This is a genomic window from Streptomyces liangshanensis (assembly GCF_011694815.1).
Taxonomy (GTDB): Bacteria; Actinomycetota; Actinomycetes; order Streptomycetales; family Streptomycetaceae; genus Streptomyces; species Streptomyces liangshanensis.
In genome coordinates, this window is sequence record NZ_CP050177.1 from 6,207,501 (window position 1) to 6,223,747 (window position 16,247).

14 protein-coding genes, 2 rRNA genes and 1 pseudogene (1 of these 17 only partly in view) are annotated in these 16,247 nt (G+C 72.6%); 10 read left to right on the plus strand and 7 right to left on the minus strand.

All coding sequences use genetic code 11. The annotated features are described in order from the left end of the window. The 3 genes from HA039_RS27000 to HA039_RS33670 form a co-directional block, all read left to right on the plus strand. Positions 1-1,228 (plus strand): 23S ribosomal RNA (locus tag HA039_RS27000); it begins 1,896 nt to the left of the window's first position. Positions 1,229-1,338: 110 nt separating this feature from the next. Then, positions 1,339-1,455: ribosomal RNA gene (gene rrf, locus HA039_RS27005) — 5S ribosomal RNA — on the plus strand. A 1,280-nt stretch (positions 1,456-2,735) separates the two neighbouring features. Further along, the gene (locus tag HA039_RS33670; RefSeq protein WP_208298844.1) at positions 2,736-3,476 is read left to right on the plus strand and encodes a tetratricopeptide repeat protein; all 741 of its coding nucleotides are present in this window, start codon (positions 2,736-2,738) and stop codon (positions 3,474-3,476) included. Positions 3,477-3,537: 61 nt separating this feature from the next. Here HA039_RS33670 and HA039_RS27015 read toward each other — a convergent pair whose 3' ends face one another. After that, positions 3,538-4,848, minus strand: a complete 1,311-nt coding sequence (locus tag HA039_RS27015) for a DUF1015 domain-containing protein (RefSeq protein WP_167033958.1) — start codon at positions 4,846-4,848, stop codon at positions 3,538-3,540. A 73-nt stretch (positions 4,849-4,921) separates the two neighbouring features. Here HA039_RS27015 and HA039_RS27020 point away from each other — a divergent pair, with 73 nt between their 5' ends. Continuing rightward, positions 4,922-5,953 carry an HAD hydrolase-like protein gene (locus tag HA039_RS27020; RefSeq protein ID WP_167033959.1) on the plus strand — a complete coding sequence of 344 codons (1,032 nt, stop codon included), beginning with the start codon at positions 4,922-4,924 and terminating at the stop codon, positions 5,951-5,953. Positions 5,954-6,020: 67 nt separating this feature from the next. On the opposite strand, the gene HA039_RS27025 is transcribed toward HA039_RS27020, so the two are convergent. Genes HA039_RS27025 through HA039_RS34215 form a run of 3 tightly spaced genes read right to left on the minus strand, consistent with a single transcriptional unit; the run spans position 6,021 to position 7,737 of the window. Further along, entirely contained in the window at positions 6,021-6,872 is an 852-nt protein-coding gene (locus tag HA039_RS27025; RefSeq protein WP_167033960.1) for a siderophore-interacting protein, read from the minus strand. Further along, a complete protein-coding gene (locus tag HA039_RS27030; protein WP_243870264.1) occupies positions 6,869-7,570 on the minus strand; it encodes an ABC transporter substrate-binding protein in 702 nt (233 codons plus the stop codon). Before HA039_RS27030 ends, HA039_RS27025 begins: the two co-directional genes overlap by 4 nt. A 5-nt stretch (positions 7,571-7,575) precedes the next feature. Next, positions 7,576-7,737, minus strand: a complete 162-nt coding sequence (locus HA039_RS34215) for a hypothetical protein (RefSeq protein ID WP_243869766.1) — start codon at positions 7,735-7,737, stop codon at positions 7,576-7,578. Positions 7,738-7,836: 99 nt separating this feature from the next. Between HA039_RS34215 and HA039_RS34660 the strand changes: the two are divergent. Beyond that, positions 7,837-7,926, plus strand: a pseudogene (locus HA039_RS34660) (ABC transporter ATP-binding protein); the annotation flags it as partial. Between the two features lie 62 nt (positions 7,927-7,988). Here the strand turns inward: HA039_RS34660 and HA039_RS27040 are convergent. Continuing rightward, positions 7,989-8,336, minus strand: coding sequence for an SCP2 sterol-binding domain-containing protein (locus tag HA039_RS27040; RefSeq protein ID WP_167033961.1), 348 nt, complete (start codon positions 8,334-8,336; stop codon positions 7,989-7,991). Positions 8,337-8,378: 42 nt separating this feature from the next. Here HA039_RS27040 and HA039_RS27045 point away from each other — a divergent pair, with 42 nt between their 5' ends. The 5 genes from HA039_RS27045 (at position 8,379) to HA039_RS27065 (ending at position 13,725) form a co-directional block, all read left to right on the plus strand. Then, positions 8,379-8,750: a hypothetical protein gene (locus HA039_RS27045; RefSeq protein WP_243869768.1), complete on the plus strand. Its 372-nt coding sequence runs from the start codon at positions 8,379-8,381 to the stop codon at positions 8,748-8,750. Positions 8,751-8,757: 7 nt separating this feature from the next. Continuing rightward, on the plus strand, positions 8,758-9,573 hold the full coding sequence (locus HA039_RS27050) for a TlyA family RNA methyltransferase (protein WP_167033962.1): 816 nt from the start codon (positions 8,758-8,760) through the stop codon (positions 9,571-9,573). 32 nt (positions 9,574-9,605) lie between these two features. After that, positions 9,606-10,580, plus strand: a complete 975-nt coding sequence (locus tag HA039_RS27055; protein ID WP_167037677.1) for an NAD kinase — start codon at positions 9,606-9,608, stop codon at positions 10,578-10,580. Positions 10,581-10,723: 143 nt separating this feature from the next. Then, positions 10,724-12,487 (plus strand): DNA repair protein RecN, encoded by a 1,764-nt coding sequence (gene recN / locus HA039_RS27060; RefSeq protein ID WP_167033963.1) that lies wholly within the window; start codon positions 10,724-10,726, stop codon positions 12,485-12,487. Between the two features lie 149 nt (positions 12,488-12,636). Beyond that, complete coding sequence (locus HA039_RS27065; protein WP_167033964.1) at positions 12,637-13,725, plus strand: glycosyltransferase family 4 protein; 1,089 nt, start codon at positions 12,637-12,639, stop codon at positions 13,723-13,725. A 30-nt stretch (positions 13,726-13,755) separates the two neighbouring features. Here HA039_RS27065 and HA039_RS27070 read toward each other — a convergent pair whose 3' ends face one another. Then, the gene (locus HA039_RS27070; protein WP_167033965.1) at positions 13,756-15,402 is read right to left on the minus strand and encodes a PucR family transcriptional regulator; all 1,647 of its coding nucleotides are present in this window, start codon (positions 15,400-15,402) and stop codon (positions 13,756-13,758) included. A 35-nt stretch (positions 15,403-15,437) separates the two neighbouring features. Then, entirely contained in the window at positions 15,438-16,229 is a 792-nt protein-coding gene (locus HA039_RS27075; protein WP_167033966.1) for a class I SAM-dependent methyltransferase, read from the minus strand. Positions 16,230-16,247: the final 18 nt, after the last annotated feature.

Consider the following 16,247-nt stretch of genomic DNA (forward strand, 5'->3'; position numbering starts at 1 on the left):
TGCCCCCGTAACTTCGGGAGAAGGGGGGCCATCTTGGGTGAAGGAATTTACTTCCTGAGCTTGGGGTGGCCGCAGAGACCAGCGAGAAGCGACTGTTTACTAAAAACACAGGTCCGTGCGAAGCCGTAAGGCGATGTATACGGACTGACGCCTGCCCGGTGCTGGAACGTTAAGGGGACCGGTTAGTCACATTTCGGTGTGGCGAAGCTGAGAACTTAAGCGCCAGTAAACGGCGGTGGTAACTATAACCATCCTAAGGTAGCGAAATTCCTTGTCGGGTAAGTTCCGACCTGCACGAATGGCGTAACGACTTCTCGACTGTCTCAACCATAGGCCCGGTGAAATTGCACTACGAGTAAAGATGCTCGTTTCGCGCAGCAGGACGGAAAGACCCCGGGACCTTTACTATAGTTTGATATTGGTGTTCGGTTCGGCTTGTGTAGGATAGGTGGGAGACTGTGAAGCTTGGACGCCAGTTCAGGTGGAGTCGTCGTTGAAATACCACTCTGGTCGTGCTGGATGTCTAACCTGGGTCCGTGATCCGGATCAGGGACAGTGTCTGATGGGTAGTTTAACTGGGGCGGTTGCCTCCTAAAGAGTAACGGAGGCGCCCAAAGGTTCCCTCAGCCTGGTTGGTAATCAGGTGTTGAGTGTAAGTGCACAAGGGAGCTTGACTGTGAGACCGACGGGTCGAGCAGGGACGAAAGTCGGGACTAGTGATCCGGCGGTGGCTTGTGGAAGCGCCGTCGCTCAACGGATAAAAGGTACCCCGGGGATAACAGGCTGATCTTCCCCAAGAGTCCATATCGACGGGATGGTTTGGCACCTCGATGTCGGCTCGTCGCATCCTGGGGCTGGAGTCGGTCCCAAGGGTTGGGCTGTTCGCCCATTAAAGCGGTACGCGAGCTGGGTTTAGAACGTCGTGAGACAGTTCGGTCCCTATCCGCTGTGCGCGTAGGAGTTTTGAGAAGGGCTGTCCCTAGTACGAGAGGACCGGGACGGACGAACCTCTGGTGTGCCAGTTGTTCTGCCAAGGGCATGGCTGGTTGGCTACGTTCGGGAGGGATAACCGCTGAAAGCATCTAAGCGGGAAGCCTGCTTCGAGATGAGAACTCCCACCCCCATGAGGGGTTAAGGCTCCCAGTAGACGACTGGGTTGATAGGCCAGATGTGGAAGACCGGTAACGGTTGAAGCTGACTGGTACTAATAGGCCGAGGGCTTGTCCTCAGTTGCTCGCGTCCACTGTGTAGTTCCCGGGTTGCGAACTGTCGCACCGGTTGAACTAGCGTCTTTTACTCAATTGAAGAGTGTGCTTGTTCGCTAGAGCCCGATAGGGTTTCGGTGGTCACAGCGTGAGGGAAACGCCCGGTTACATTCCGAACCCGGAAGCTAAGCCTCACAGCGCCGATGGTACTGCAGGGGGGACCCTGTGGGAGAGTAGGACGCCGCCGAACAATCTTTCAAGGACCCTTGGTCCAGCGTTCATGCTGGACCAAGGGTCCTTTTTGTTTTTCCCCACACGACGATCACTGCGGTACCCGCAGAACAGGAGCCACCGATGTCCCCCAATTCCTCCGACGACCGACCTGAGCGCGAGCAGCGTCGCAGCAGGGACAGTGGTGGCGACCGGGGCGGGTTCCGTGGTGGCCGTCCCGCGGGTGCGGGCGGGGCCGGCGGCGGTCGTACCGGTACGGGTGGCAGGCCCGCCACCGGCGGTCGGCCGAGCACCGGTGGCCGGCCCAGTACCGGTGGCGGCGCCCCTCGCCGTGACGACCGTGGTGGTCGGCCCACCGGTGGTGGCAGCGGCAGTGGTGGCTTCCAGCGGCGTGACGACCGGCCTTCGGGTCCCCGTCGTGACGACCGTGGTGAAGGCAGGCCCTCGTTCCGCGGCGACCGGCGTGACGAACGCCCCAGTGGTCAGCGCCGCGACGACCGGCCGGCCGGCAGCGGTCCGCGCCGTGAGGACGACCGCGGCGGTCGTCCCAGCGGTTCCGGCGGCTACGGCGGCGGTCGGCCCAGCACGGGTGGCGGCCCCGCCCGTCGCGACGACCGCGGCGGCCGGCCCACCGGCGGTGGCACCGGCGGCGGTTACCAGCGCCGTGACGACCGCCCCACCGGTGGTGGCTTCCAGCGTCGTGACGACCGCCCGAGTGGTGGTGGCTTCCGGCGTGACGACGAGCGTGGCGGGCGGCCCACCGGAGGCGGTACGGGCGGCGGTTACCAGCGTCGTGACGACCGGCCCAGCGGTGGCGCCCCCCGGCGCGACGACCGTTCGAGCGCTCCCCGGCGGGACAGCAACGACCGTCCCCCCTTCAAGCGTGACGACAACCGGGGCGGCGGTGGCGGCTTCCAGCGTCGCGACGACCGGCCTACCGGTGGCGGTTTCCGGCGGGACGACGAGCGTGGCGGGCGGCCCACCGGTGGTGGCACCGGCGGCGGTTACCAGCGCCGTGACGACCGCCCCAGCGGTGGCGGTTTCCGGCGTGACAACGACCGGGGCACCGACCGTGGCAACGACCGCGGGGGCCGTCCCGCGGCCGCCGGCGGCGGTTACGCCCGGCGTGACGACCGGGGCGGGCGTTCCGGTGGCGGCTACGGCAGCCGCGACGGCGAGCGCGGGACCGGCTACGCGCGGCGGGACGAGCGCGAGCGTGACCGGGAGCCCATCAAGCGGCTCCCGATTCCCGACGAGGTCACGGGCTACGAGATCGACAAGAGCGTCCGGCAGGAGCTGATGAGCCTGCCCAAGACGCTCGCCGACGACGTCGCCAGGAACCTCGTCATGGTCGCCCAGCTGATCGACGACGACCCGGAGCAGGCGTACGCCTACTCCCGTATCGCCCTCCGGCTCGCGTCCCGGGTCGCGGCCGTCCGCGAGGCGGCCGGCTTCGCCGCGTACGCCACCCAGAAGTACGCGGAGGCGCTCGCCGAGTTCCGGGCCGCGAAGCGGATGACCGGGAACGTCGACCTGTGGCCCGTCATGGCGGACTGCGAGCGCGGCCTCGGCCGTCCCGAGCGCGCCATGGCGATGGCCGGGGAGCCCGAGGTCGCCAAGCTCGACAAGGCCGGCCAGGTCGAGATGCGGATGGTCGCGGCCGGGGCGCGCCGGGACATGGGGCAGATCGAGGCCGCCATCGTCACGTTGCAGGGGCCCGAACTCGCGTCCCACTCCGTGCAGCCGTGGACCGCGCGGCTTCGTTACGCGTACGCCGACGCGCTCCTGTCGGCCGGGCGTGAGGACGAGGCGCGTGAGTGGTTCGGCAAGACCGTCGAGGCGGACAAGGACGCCGCGACGGACGCTTCGGACCGTCTTGCCGAGCTGGACGGTGTCGAGTTCGTCGACGCCCTGGTCGATGACGAGGACGACGACGTCGAGGATGACGCCGAGGACGACGACCTCGACGTGGTGAAGGACGAGGACGAGGACGACGAGAACGACGACGAAGACGAGAACGAGGACACCACTGGGCACTGAGCCGTGAGGCGAGTGGGCGGCACCCCCGACCGGGGTGCCGCCCACTCGCCTTTTTTCCGTTTCAGCCCTGCGACAGGCTCCGCAGGACAAGTCCGGTCGCCGGCTTCGGCCCGAACGACGTCGACTTGCGGGGCATGGTGACGCCCTGGCGTGCCAGGTCCCGTACGACCTCCTCGCGCACCGGATGCATCAGCACCGCCGTCCCCCCGACCCGTTCGGCCTGGGTGACCGCCGCCTCGGTGTCGTGCAGGTACGCGATGTGCTCGGGCGCGTCGGGGATCCGCCAGACGTGGTCGAGCAGGGTGGAGTGCAGGACCGTCGCGTCCAACTCCCGCCAGGCGGCGGGCGGTCCGGCCGGCACCGTACGGGCCAACAGGTCCTCGTCCGGCCGGTCCACCAGGTGGAAGCGGCCGTCCCCGGCCAGCAGGAACGCGTTGCTCGCGGACGCGGCCTCCGCCAGTGCCGTCAGGGCCTGGGCCAGCGGGACGTCGAGCGTACGGACGCGGAACGTGTCCCCGATCGCGCCGAGGGCCTGTGCGACCGGGAGCCGGTGCAGCAGGCGGTGGATGGCGCGGACCTGGAGGGGGTAGCGGGCCGTGTCGATCAGAAGGACCAGGCCGAAGTCCCAGGGGCTGCCCGCCGGGTGCTCGGCGCGCAGCCGCAGGTACGTCGCCCAGCGGTGGTGCCCGTCGGCGATGAGCGCCTGGTGGCGCGCGAGGTCGGCCTGGATCTCGGCGAGGTCCGCGGGGTCGGTGACCGACCACAGGCGGTGGGCGAAGCGGTCCTCGGTGATGGTGGCCAGGATGGGCGGCCGGGTGAGGGTGCGTTCGATGACCACGCTCGTGCCCGTTGCGGGGGCCTGCGTCGCGGTGGAGTCCGAGGCGTTCTCGGAGCGGTAGGTCAGCAGCAGCGGTTCGAGGTTGGCCGCCGTGGTCCGCATCAGCGCCGCCCGGTCCTCCACCACGTCCGGCATCACGTCCTCGTGCGGCAGGACGATCCCGTCGGCCGGCGCGGACAGTTCCAGCGCGCCGATGACCCCGCGTTGCAGCAGACCGTCCCTGCGCTGCTCGTAGACGTAGAGGGCCGGTTCCCGGTCGGCGGCGAGGATGCCCTCCGCCAGCCACTCGGCCAGGGTCCGGGCCGCCTGCCGGTGCCTCTCGTCGGGGGTGGCGGCCTGCGGCAGGATCAGCCTGACGATGTTGTACGGGTCCGCCGACTCCAGGTGGTGGAGTCCGTCGGGCCTGATGACGACGTCGTACGGCGGTGAGGTGACGGCGGACAGGCTGCCGACCCGGTCGGGGTCGTAGCGGAGTCCGCGGAACGGGATCAGGCGCAGCCCTCTGTTCTCATCCTGCGGACCTGTGGTGTTCATCCGTGCATCGTATGTGGGGCGGGGGATGAGCGATGATCGGGGGAGAAGTCCCGAGCGAGGAGCGAAAGACTCGATGAGCGAGCGCCAGAACACGACCAGGCCCCGGGGCAGCGAGACCCCGTTGAACGAGGCGTACGACACGGCTCTGCTCGACCTCGACGGGGTGGTGTACGCGGGCGGTGAGGCCATCGACCACGCCGTGGACGCGCTGGGTACGGCCAGGGACGCGGGGATGCGTCTCGCGTACGTCACCAACAACGCCCTGCGCACGCCGGACGCGGTCGCCGCGCACCTGACGGAGTTGGGTGTGCCGGCCGAGCCCGCCGATGTGATCACCTCGGCGCAGGCGGTGGCCCGGCTGATCGCCGAGCAGGTGCCGGAGGGTTCCAAGGTGCTGGTCGTCGGGGGTGAGGGGCTGCGGGTCGCGCTGCGGGAACGCGGGCTCGAACCGGTCGAGTCGGCGGACGACGGGCCGGTGGCCGTGGCGCAGGGGTACGGGGGGCCCGAGATGGCCTGGGGGCGGTTCGCGGAGGCCGGTTACGCGATCGCGGCGGGGGTGCCGTGGTTCGCGTCCAACACGGACCTGACGATTCCAAGTGCGCGGGGGATCGCGCCGGGCAACGGCGCGGCGGTGGAGGTCGTGCGGATCGCGACGGGCGCGGAGCCGCGGGTCGCGGGGAAGCCGCTGCCCCCGATGCACCGCGAGACGATCCTCCGTACCGGGGCGGAGCGGCCGTTGGTGGTGGGGGACCGGCTGGACACCGACATCGAGGGCGCGTTCAACGGTGAGGTCGACTCGCTGCTGGTGCTGACCGGGGTGACGGACGCGGCCCGGCTGCTCGCGGCGCTGCCCGCGCACCGGCCGACGTATGTGGACGCGGATCTGCGGGGGTTGCTGACCGGACAGCCCGAAGTCACCGAGGCCGAGGGCGGGTTCGGCTGTGGTGGCTGGACGGCGTCGGTGCGGGGCGGTGAGTTGGCGCTCGCGGGGGACGGCGGGGCGATGGACGGGCTGCGCGCGCTGTGCGCGGCGGCGTGGACGCACGCGGGTGACGGGGCGGCCGATCTGGACGCCGGCGAGGCGCTGGCGAAGCTGGCGCTGTAGGGCGATCCGGGAGCAGGGGGCCGGCCGCTTTTCCGGGGCCGGCCCCTTCGTACCGTGAGGGGCGTGGTCAGGCGTCCTCGTCGGCGCGGAGCAGTTCGTCCTCCGACGTGCCGCGGCGCCAGTAGCCGGTGAACCTGACCGCCTTCCGGTCGAATCCGCGTTCTCCGACGAGGTGGCGGCGTACGGCTTTCACGGTGGCGGACTCGCCGGCGATCCAGGCGTACGGGGTGCCCTCGGGCAGGACGGCGGCGCGGATCGCGTCCGTGGTGCTGGGGGTGTCCTGCCGGCCGTCCCGTTCGCCGCGTACGAGCCAGGTGATCTCGGCCTCCGCCTTGGTGGGCAGGGGTTGACGGTCCGTCAGGTCGTGGACGTCGATCCAGACGCGCGCGGGGGTGCCCGGCGGGAGGTGTTCCAGGATGCCCGCGACGGCGGGGATCGCCGACTCGTCCGCGGTCAGCAGGATCCAGTCGGTCCCGGCGGGCGGGCGGAAGTCATAGCCGCCGTTCTCCTCCCCGGTCGGGGCGAGGACGCCGACCCGCATACCGGCGGCGGTACGGGCCCAGCGCGCCGCGGGCCCGGCGGCCGGGTCGTCGGGGTCGCCGTGGAGGGCGAAGTCGAGCATCAACTCGTCCGGGGCGCGGCGCAGTTCGCGGACGGTGTAGGTGCGCATGATGCCCCGTACCGCGACGTCCATGGAGCGCCAGGCGTCGTACCAGTCGTCGGAGTCCTCGGCGATCACCGGCATGACGGGCGCGTCCTGCCCCGGGTGCGGGAGGAAGAGCTTGACGCGCTGGTCGCGTCCGGCGGTGGCCATCCGGGCGACGTCGGGTCCGCCGAGGACGACGCGGACCATCGCGGGGGTGATCGGTTCGGTGCGGAGCACCTCGGCGTCGAAGAACCGGTACGGGGCGTCGGTCATGCGGGAAGCCTCCTCGACTTCGTGACGGCGGCGGCGAGTTGTTCGAGCACGGGCGCGTACCCGGCGTAGCTGTGGCGTTCCTCCATGGCCCACGGGGTGATCTGCCCGGCGGCGACGGCGGGCAGTCGGTTCCAGGTGGGGTGCTCGGCGAGTTCGGCCGGGGTGAGTGCCTCGGAGCGGTTGTCGACCATGATGAGGTCGGCGGGGTACTTCCCGGCGTTCTCCCAGCTGAGGAACTCCCAGAAGCCCCACTTGTCGACCTTCTCGCCCTGGACGAACTCGACGCCCAGTTCGGCGAAGTAGCGCAGGTCGCAGTACGAGTCGGGGACGGCGACGTACATCTGGTCGTTGTCGGCGGACATGGCGAGGACCCTGAGGCCGCCCTTGTCCGCGGCCGCCGCGCGCAGGGTCGCCTCCGCGCGGTCGAACCGCTCCTTCGCGCGTACGACGTGGGGTGCGTCGAGGTCGGCGCCGAGTGAGGCGGCCAACTCGGCGTAGCGCCGCAGCGGTTGCCGCAGGGACACGCGGGCCGTGGTGATGCCGACGGTGGGGGCCAGTGGTTCGATCTTCGCCCTGCTCTCCTGGGGGACGAACCAGAGGTCGGGCGGCGGGAACATGTTGCTGACGAGGAGGCCGGGCCGCAGGGCCGCGTACTTCTCCACGTTGAACTCGCCGAACGCCCTGCCGAGGCTCGTCACCTTCGTCAAATCCAGCTCGCCGGCCTGGGGGTTGGGCCGGCCGCCGACGGGGTCGCTTTCGTGCCGGCGCCGCAGGCGGCCAGCAGGGTGCCGAGCCCGGTGACGGCGGCCGCGGTGAGCAGGGCGCGGCGGCGTTCCGGTGGGGGCACGGGGCGGGCGGTGTTCATGACGGTGGACTTCCCTCCGGGAGACGCTTGGCGAGGTTAGGCTAACCAACCTAACCTGGTGCTGGTCGACAGTCCCCCGAACCGGGCGCCGGGCAGGCAGCCATGGCCCTCGCCCAGCGCACCCCGCTGCTGCTGCTCGACGAGCCCACCACCTTCCTGGACATCCAGCACCAGGTCGACGTGCTCGACGGGGAGATCGACGGGCACCCCGCTGGTCGTCCCGGCGAGCCGGGAGCGCCGGGCGGGCGCGGTCAGAGCAGCGAGCGCAGGCGCAGCAGGTCCCGGAAGCCCGCCTCCAGCCTGACCCGTCCCGAGGTCCAGGCACGGGCGAAGTTCAGCTCGCCGCCGACCAGCGCCACCAGGTCGTCCCCGGTCATCGCCAGGCGGATCTGCGCCTTGTCGGGCGGCGGGCCCGGCACGCTGTCCCGTACCTCGATCCGGCCGCCCACCAGCTCGCCCCGGAACGTGAGGTCCAGATCGGTGAGGTGGCAGCTCAGGGAACGGTCGAAACCGGCCGCCTTGCGGACGTCACCGTCCGCGCCCGCCAGATTGTCCGAGAGCTTCTCGAGTGCGCTGCGGCACTCCTCCTTCGTCGCCATCGTGACCGACGGTACCGCAGGGCTTCGGGGTAGCGTCTGGGCATGAACGACTCCGCGGCGGACACGCACGACTCCCTGGCGGCCCCCGCCGGTCCCGGCCCCGGCCTTGGGCGGGAACCCGGTCCCGGCGCCCTCCCCGGCGCCCCCGCGCCCGCCGCCCCGCCGCCCGCCTCCGAACCGGCCGCGCCCCGGCCGCTCGGGGTCGAACGGACGCCGACCGGCGACCCCGCCACCGACGAGCTGCTCACGCGGCTGGCCGACGCCGACCACCTCCCCGCCGACGGCCACCAGGAGGTGTACGAGGATGTGCACCGGGGGCTGCGCGACGCGCTGACCGCGCTCGACGCACGCCCGGCCCCACAGGGACCCCCGGCGCCCCCGGCGACCCCTCACGCGTACGACCACAGGAGCTGAACCGAACGTGGCAGGACTGGCACGCCGCCGTCTCGATGCCGAACTGGTACGCCGCAAGCTCGCCCGCTCCCGTGAGCACGCGAGCCAGCTGATCGCCGCAGGGAGGGTGAAGGTCGGCGGCGCCACCGCGACCAAACCCGCCACCCAGGTGGAGACCAGCGCCGCCGTGGTCGTCACCGAGGACGACGGCGACCCCGACTACGTGTCCCGCGGCGGGCACAAACTCGCGGGCGCGTTCGCCGCGTTCACCCCCCTCGGCCTGACCGTCGAAGGCCGCAGGGCCCTGGACGCGGGCGCCTCCACGGGCGGCTTCACGGACGTCCTGCTGCGCGCCGGGGCCGCCCACGTGGTCGCGGTCGACGTCGGGTACGGCCAACTCGCCTGGTCGCTCAGGGGCGACGCGCGGGTCACCGTCAAGGACCGCACGAACGTCCGGGAGTTGACGCTCGACGACCTCGGGGGCGAACCCGCCGACCTGATCGTGGGCGACCTCTCGTTCATCCCGCTCGGCCTGGTGCTGCCCGCCATGGTGCGCTGCGCGGCCCCGGACGCCGACCTCGTCCTGATGGTCAAACCGCAGTTCGAGATCGGCAAGGAACGGCTCGGCAACGGCGGCGTCGTCCGCAGCCCCGAGCTGCGCGCGGAGACCGTACGGGCGGTGGCGGGGCGGGCCGCGGCGCTCGGCCTCGGCGTGCGGGGCGTCACCGCCAGTCCGCTGCCCGGGCCCTCGGGGAACGTCGAGTACTTTCTGTGGCTCCACGCCGGAGCGCCCGAACTCGATCCGGCGGACGTCGATCGTGCAGTGGCGGAGGGACCCCGTTGACCACGAACACCACGCTGACCGCGAACACCCCGTTGACCACGAACACCACCTCTCCTACGGACGACACCACCTCGCCTCAGGACAGCACCACCTCGGCCGCGGGGACCACCGACCGGGCCCGTACCGTCTTCCTCCTCGCCCACACCGGCAGACCCGCGGCCATCCGCAGCGCCGAACTGGTCGTGACCGGGCTGCTGCGCAACGGCATCGGGGTACGGGTGCTGGCCGGCGAGGCGGTCGACCTGCCGCTCCCGCCCTCCGTCGAGACCGTCCCCGAGGCCACCCCCGGTGTCCTCGAAGGCTGTGAGCTGCTGGTCGTGCTCGGCGGCGACGGCACCCTGCTGCGCGGCGCCGCGTTCGCCCGCGCCTCCGGTGTGCCGATGCTCGGCGTCAACCTCGGCCGGGTCGGGTTCCTGGCCGAGGCGGAGCGCGACGACCTGGACAAGGTCGTCGCCCGGGTCGTCAGCCGCGACTACGAGGTCGAGGAGCGCATGACCATCGACGTCGTCGTGCACAGCAACGGCGACGTCGTCCACCGGGACTGGGCCCTGAACGAGGCCGCCGTCCAGAAGGTGTCGCCCGAAAGGATGCTGGAGGTGGTCCTGGAGATCGACGGCCGCCCCGTCACCGGCTTCGGCTGCGACGGCATCATCTGCGCGACCCCCACCGGCTCGACGGCCTACGCCTTCTCGGCCGGCGGGCCCGTGGTGTGGCCCGAGGTCGAGGCGCTGCTGATGGTGCCGATCAGCGCCCACGCGCTGTTCGCGAAGCCCCTGGTCACCTCGCCGACCACGGTCCTGGCGGTGGAGGTGCAGCCCAACACCCCCAACGGGGTCCTGTGGTGCGACGGGCGCAGGACCGTCGAGCTGCCGCCGGGCGCCCGCGTCGAGGTGCGGCGCGGGGCCGTGCCGGTACGGCTGGCGCGGCTCCACCACGCTTCCTTCACCGATCGGCTGGTGGCCAAGTTCGCGCTGCCGGTCTCCGGCTGGCGCGGGGCGCCGCACTGACCCGTACCACCGGCCGTGCGCAGGTCAGGGCGGGTGCCCGGGGTACGGAGGCGCCCGCCAGGACCGTCGTACGGAGGCGCGGACACCGCACGTCCGTACGAATGAGGGGTGGGGTCCGTCGCACGGCGGTCCCCGGACCTCGTATGGTCATGACCGTGTTGGAGGAGATGCGGATACGGTCGCTCGGGGTCATCGACGACGCGGTCGTCGAGCTGTCGCCCGGCTTCACGGCGGTGACCGGTGAGACCGGCGCGGGCAAGACCATGGTCGTCACCAGCCTCGGGCTGCTGCTCGGCGGACGGGCCGACGCCGCCCTGGTGCGGATCGGCGCGAAGGCGGCGGTCGTCGAGGGGCGGATCACCCTGTCCCCCGGCGATCCGGCGGCGGTACGGGCCGAGGAGGCCGGTGCCGAGCTGGACGACGGGGCCCTGCTCATCAGCAGGACCGTCTCGGCCGAGGGCCGCTCGCGCGCCCACATCGGCGGGCGTTCCGTGCCGGTGGGGGTGCTGGCCGAACTGGCGGACGACCTCGTCGCCGTACACGGCCAGACCGACCAACAGGGACTTCTGCGGCCCGCGCGGCAGCGGCAGGCCCTCGACCGGTACGCGGGCGGGACGGTCACGGAACCGCACGCCACGTACGCGGCGGCCTACCGCAGGCTGCGGGCCGTCGCCACCGAGGTGGACGAACTGACCACGCGCGCCAGGGAACGGGCGCAGGAGGCGGACCTGCTGCGCTTCGGCCTGGCGGAGATCGCCGCCGTCGAACCGCTCCCGGGCGAGGACGCCGAACTCGCCGCGGAGGCCGAGCGGCTGGGCCATGCGGAGGCGCTGTCCTCGGCCGCGTCCGTGGCGCACGCGGCGCTCGCCGGTAACCCCGAGGACCCGGAGGCCGTCGACGCGACCACCCTCGTCGGGGGCGCGGGGCGGGCCCTGGACGCCGTACGGGCGCACGATCCGGCCCTCGCCGGGCTCGCCGAGCGGATGGGGGAGATCTCCATCCTGCTGGCGGACGTGGCCGGGGAGCTGGCCGGATACGCCGACAACCTGGACGCCGATCCGCTGCGGCTGGCCGCGGTGGAGGAGCGCCGGGCGTCCCTCACATCCCTGACCCGGAAGTACGGCACCGACATCGACGGGGTCCTGGCCTGGGCCGAGGAGAGCACCACGCGCCTGGCCGAGCTGGAGGGCGACGACGAGCGGATCGGCGAGCTGACGGCCGAGCGGGACGCGCTGCGCGAGGAACTGTCCGGCCTCGCCCAGGCGTTGACCGACGCCAGGTCGGCGGCCGCCGCGCTCTTCGCGGAGGCGGTCACGGCGGAGCTGGCCTCGCTGGCCATGCCGCATGCCCGGGTGTCGTTCGACATCCGGCAGACCGAGACGGCCGACGAGACGTCCGGCATCGAGGTCGGCGGCCGGTCGGTCGTGTACGGCCCGCACGGCGTCGACGAGGTCGAACTGCTCCTGGCCCCGCACCCGGGCGCCCAGCCCCGGCCGATCGCCAAGGGTGCCTCGGGCGGTGAGCTGTCCCGCGTGATGCTCGCCGTGGAGGTCGTCTTCGCCGGGTCCGACCCGGTGCCGACGTACCTCTTCGACGAGGTCGACGCGGGCGTCGGCGGCAAGGCGGCGGTCGAGGTGGGCCGCCGGCTGGCCAAACTCGCCCAGTCGGCACAGGTGGTGGTGGTCACTCACCTTCCGCAGGTCGCGGCGTTCGCCGACCGCCAGCTGCTGGTCGAGAAGACCAACGACGGCTCGGTGACGCGCTCCGGCGTGACGGTCCTGGAAGGCGAGGACCGGGTACGGGAGTTGTCGCGGATGCTCGCGGGGCAGGAGGACTCGGAGACCGCCCGCGCCCACGCCGAGGAACTCCTCGCCACCGCCCGCGCCGACGGCCCGCGGGCGGGCTGACCCCCTCTCCGCCCGTCACCCGGTTGGGTGAATCTGGAGGGGGAGTTGCGGCGGCGGACACACGAACGACGCGTCCGCGGTGCCGGAACGTGCGTACGGACTGGCATCCTTGAGGTACCCCCCGATCCCGACCCAGGAGCCCCGGCCACGTGACACCACTGCGTACGGTCCAGGTGCTCGGCGGCGGCAGCGCGGGCAGCAGCGCGCACGTCCGCTCCCTGGCGGCCGGACTGGTCGCCAGGGGAGTGCGCGTGACCGTGTGCGCCCCCGCCGACCTGGAACGCTCGTACGACTTCGGCGGCGCCGGCGCGCACCACGTGCCCGTACCGAGGCGCGGGGACCCCGCCGCGGTCGCCGCGCTGCGGGCCGCGTGCGCGGGGGCCGACGTGGTGCACGCGCACGGACTGCACGCCGCCGCGCGGACCGCCCTGGCCCTCGGCGGGCAGCGGGTGCCGCTCGTCGTCACCTGGCACACCCGCTCGCAGGGCGAGGGCGCCCGCGGGCCGCTGCTGCGGCTGCTGGAACGACGCGTCGTCAGGACGGCGGCGGTCGTGCTCGGCACCTCCTCGGAACTGGTCGACCAGGCCCGCGCGCGCGGGGCGCGGGACGCCCGGCTCGCCCCGCTGGCGGTGCCCGCGGCCCGGCCCCCCGACGACGGCCCCGAGAACAAGGCGCGCGCCGAACTGGGCGCGGTCGACCGGCCGTTGCTGATGGCCGTCGGCGCGCTCGTGCCGCACCAGGGGTACGACACCCTCCTGGACGCGGCCGCCGCGTGGAGCCGCCTCGACCCCGTACCGCTGCTGGTCGTCGCGGGTGAGGGCCGGGAGCGGGCGCGGCTCCAGCGCCGTATCGAGAGCGCCGAGTTGGCCGTCCAGCTCGTCGGGCGCCGCGACGACATCGGCGAACTGCTGTCCGCCGCCGACGTGGTGCTGCTCCCCAGCCGCTGGGAGGCCCGCTCCGTCCTCGCCCAGGAGACCCTGCGCCTGGGCGTGCCCCTGGTGGCCACGGCGGTGGGCGGCAACCCCGATCTGCTGGGGGACGCCGCCGAGTTCGTCCCGTACGGCGACTCCGTGGCGCTCGCCGCGACGGTCGTACGGCTCCTCGGTGACGCGGACCGCAGGAAGGAACTCGCCGCGGCGGGCCGCGCGCAGGCGGCCACGTGGCCGACGGAGGACGACACGATCGCGCAGATGCTCAGCGTCTACGACGAGTTGACGCAGCCGCGACGGGTGGGCTGAGCGGGCGGTCAGGGTCCGTTCAGGGCGCGGTCAGGGCGCGTGGCGCCTCGCCCGCAGCGCCAGGCTCAGCGCCAGGACCGTCTGCGGGTCGTCCAGGTCCGTGCCCAGCAGCTCCTCGATCCGCGCCAGCCGGTTGTACAGCGTCTGCCGGTTCAGGTGCAGCTCACGCGCCGTCTCCGCCTTGCGGCCCGCGTGGGCGAGGAAGACCTCCAGGGTCGGCAGCAGGGCCGGCCGCGCCGTCCTGTCGTGCGCCCGGAGCGGGCCGATCGCGCGGTCCACGAAGGCCGCCAGGTCCGGATGGTCCCGCAGCCGCCACAGCAGCAGGTCGATGTCCAGGCGGCGGGCGTCGTACCACGGCAGGTCCGTGAGGCCCTGCGCCGCCGTCGCGGTCTCGGCCGCGTGCCGCAGCCCCGCGCTCGCGGCCGCCCAGTTGCCGGGGACCCCGACCACCACCACCGGCGGCCGCACCCCCGGCCGCTCCAGGCCCGCGCGCTCCACCCCGGCCCGCAGCGCCGTCGCGACCCGGTCCGCCACCGCCGTACGGTCGCTCTCGGTCCGCAGCCCCAGCAGCAGCGGCACCCGCCCCTCCACCGGGCGCACGCCCAGCAGCGCGGGTACGCCTCCCCCCACGGACGACGACAGCTCCTCCAGCACGGCCCGCGCCAGCAGCGCCCAGTTGCCGGACGGCGACAGCTCCGGCGCCAGCCGCATCACCACGGGCAACAGGGGCCCGTCGCCGGGCCGGAACCCCAGCACCCTCGCCTGCGCGGGCGCGTCCTCCGCGCGGATCCGGCCCTCGGCGAGATCCGTGAGGAAGTCCCCGCGCCCCCGCGCCGCGACCTCCTCCTCCTGGCGGGCCTGCATCAGCACCACCGCCAGGAGGCCCGCCGCGCGCTCCGCCGCCATCCGGTGCACCGGCAGCAGCGGCGCCGACACGGCGGGCACGACGAGCCGGGCCCGTACCGCGCCGGAACCGTGCCCGCCGCCCGGCACGTCCACCAGCACGGTGCCCGCGGGCGGCCCCGCCGCGCGGGTCGCGCGCTGCCCGCGCAGCCCCTCCCAGACCTGGAGCGGATCGGCGGCCGGCGCGGGGGCGGGGCCGGCCTCCGGGGCCGCCGCGTAGAGCAGCCGGCCCTCCGCCGTCTCCAGGAAGACCGGGTTGGCCGCGAAGCCGGCGAGGATCCGCAGCACCCGCGGGACGCCCCCGCCGTCGAGCAGCGCCTCCGTGCAGCGCCGGTGGACCTCCTCGGCCCGGCGCAGCAGCGCGTAGTGCCCGTTGACGATCTCGGTGTGCACCTCTTCGGTCACCGTCACGAACGGCACCTCGCGGTGGAGCTGCACCAGCGGCAGCCCGGCCGCCCCGGCCGTCTCCACGAGCGGGGCGGGCAGCCGGTCGAACCTCCGGCCCAGCTCCACCACGAGCGCCGCGATCCCGCGCTCGGCGAGGGTGCGCACGAAGGCCCGCTGCTCGGCGGGCCGGGTGCCGAGCCCGAGGCCGGTGGTGAGGAGCAGCTCGCCGCCCTTGAGGAGCGAGGCGATGTTCGGGACCTCCCCGGCGTGCACCCAGCGCACCGTACGGTCGAGGCGGTCCGCGCCCGCGACGACCTCGGGCAGCCCGGCACGGAGTCCCGGCAGCTCAAGGGCGCGCCGTACCGTGATCCCGTCCTGGCTCTCCATAGCAGCGGAGGCTACCCGGGCCGCCCCGCCCCGCGTCAGCCCGGCTTGACCGCCAGCGTCGCGAAGTAGTTCGAGAAGTGCGCGGCGGACGCGTTGGAATGGTGCGGCGCCTCCGCGAAGCCGGTGACGGCGAACCCCGCGGCGAGCTGCCCGCCGATCTGGTCGGTGAGGCTGTGGCTGTATTCGAGCGCGGCGTCCGCGCCGAACTTCGCGGCGCGTTCCTCGGCGGAGTACCACGTGACATCGCTGTACGGCAGCTTGTGCACGACGATCAGCTCGCCGCGCTCGTCGAGCGCCTCGTGGTCGAACAGGTACGCATCAGGGTTGACGAAGCCCGAGAGCAGCGTCCCGCCCGGCCGCAGGACGCGGAAGCACTCGCGCCACACCACGGTCACGTCCGGTACGAACAGGTTGGAGACCGGATGGAACACGACGTCGAAGGTCGCGTCGCCGAAGGCGCTCAGGTCGCTCATGTCGCCCAGGACGGTGCGCAGTTCGAGGCCGTCGCGCTCCGCCACCAGCCGGTCCTGGCCGAGCTGGCCGGGGGAGTTGTCGAACGTCGTCACCCGCGCCCCGGCGGCGGCGAGGATCGGACCCTGCTGTCCGCCGCCGGAGGCCAGGCACAACACATCCTTGCCGGTCAGGTCCGCCGGCAGCCAGGAGCGGTCGACCGGCTCATGACCGACGAGAACGATCGACCAGTCGCCCGCGCGGGCGCGCTCGACCTCCTCGGCGCTCACCGGCGTCGACCACTCGTTGCCCTCCTGGACGTACTTGTCCCAGGCGGCCCGGTTGTGGGCGACGGGGTCGACACCGGTGTTCTGCACGTTCCACTCCCTGCTACG

Coding starts and splice junctions, on each gene's coding strand:
- HA039_RS27045 (WP_243869768.1), top strand. CDS start 8,379: ATGAACGACTCCGCGGCGGACACGCACGACTCCCTGGCGGCCCCCGCC.
- recN (WP_167033963.1), top strand. CDS start 10,724: ATGGTCATGACCGTGTTGGAGGAGATGCGGATACGGTCGCTCGGGGTC.
- HA039_RS33670 (WP_208298844.1), top strand. CDS start 2,736: ATGAGCCTGCCCAAGACGCTCGCCGACGACGTCGCCAGGAACCTCGTC.
- HA039_RS27025 (WP_167033960.1), bottom strand. CDS start 6,872: ATGACCGACGCCCCGTACCGGTTCTTCGACGCCGAGGTGCTCCGCACC.
- HA039_RS27040 (WP_167033961.1), bottom strand. CDS start 8,336: ATGGCGACGAAGGAGGAGTGCCGCAGCGCACTCGAGAAGCTCTCGGAC.
- HA039_RS34215 (WP_243869766.1), bottom strand. CDS start 7,737: ATGAACACCGCCCGCCCCGTGCCCCCACCGGAACGCCGCCGCGCCCTG.
- HA039_RS27070 (WP_167033965.1), bottom strand. CDS start 15,402: ATGGAGAGCCAGGACGGGATCACGGTACGGCGCGCCCTTGAGCTGCCG.
- HA039_RS27015 (WP_167033958.1), bottom strand. CDS start 4,848: ATGAACACCACAGGTCCGCAGGATGAGAACAGAGGGCTGCGCCTGATC.
- HA039_RS27020 (WP_167033959.1), top strand. CDS start 4,922: ATGAGCGAGCGCCAGAACACGACCAGGCCCCGGGGCAGCGAGACCCCG.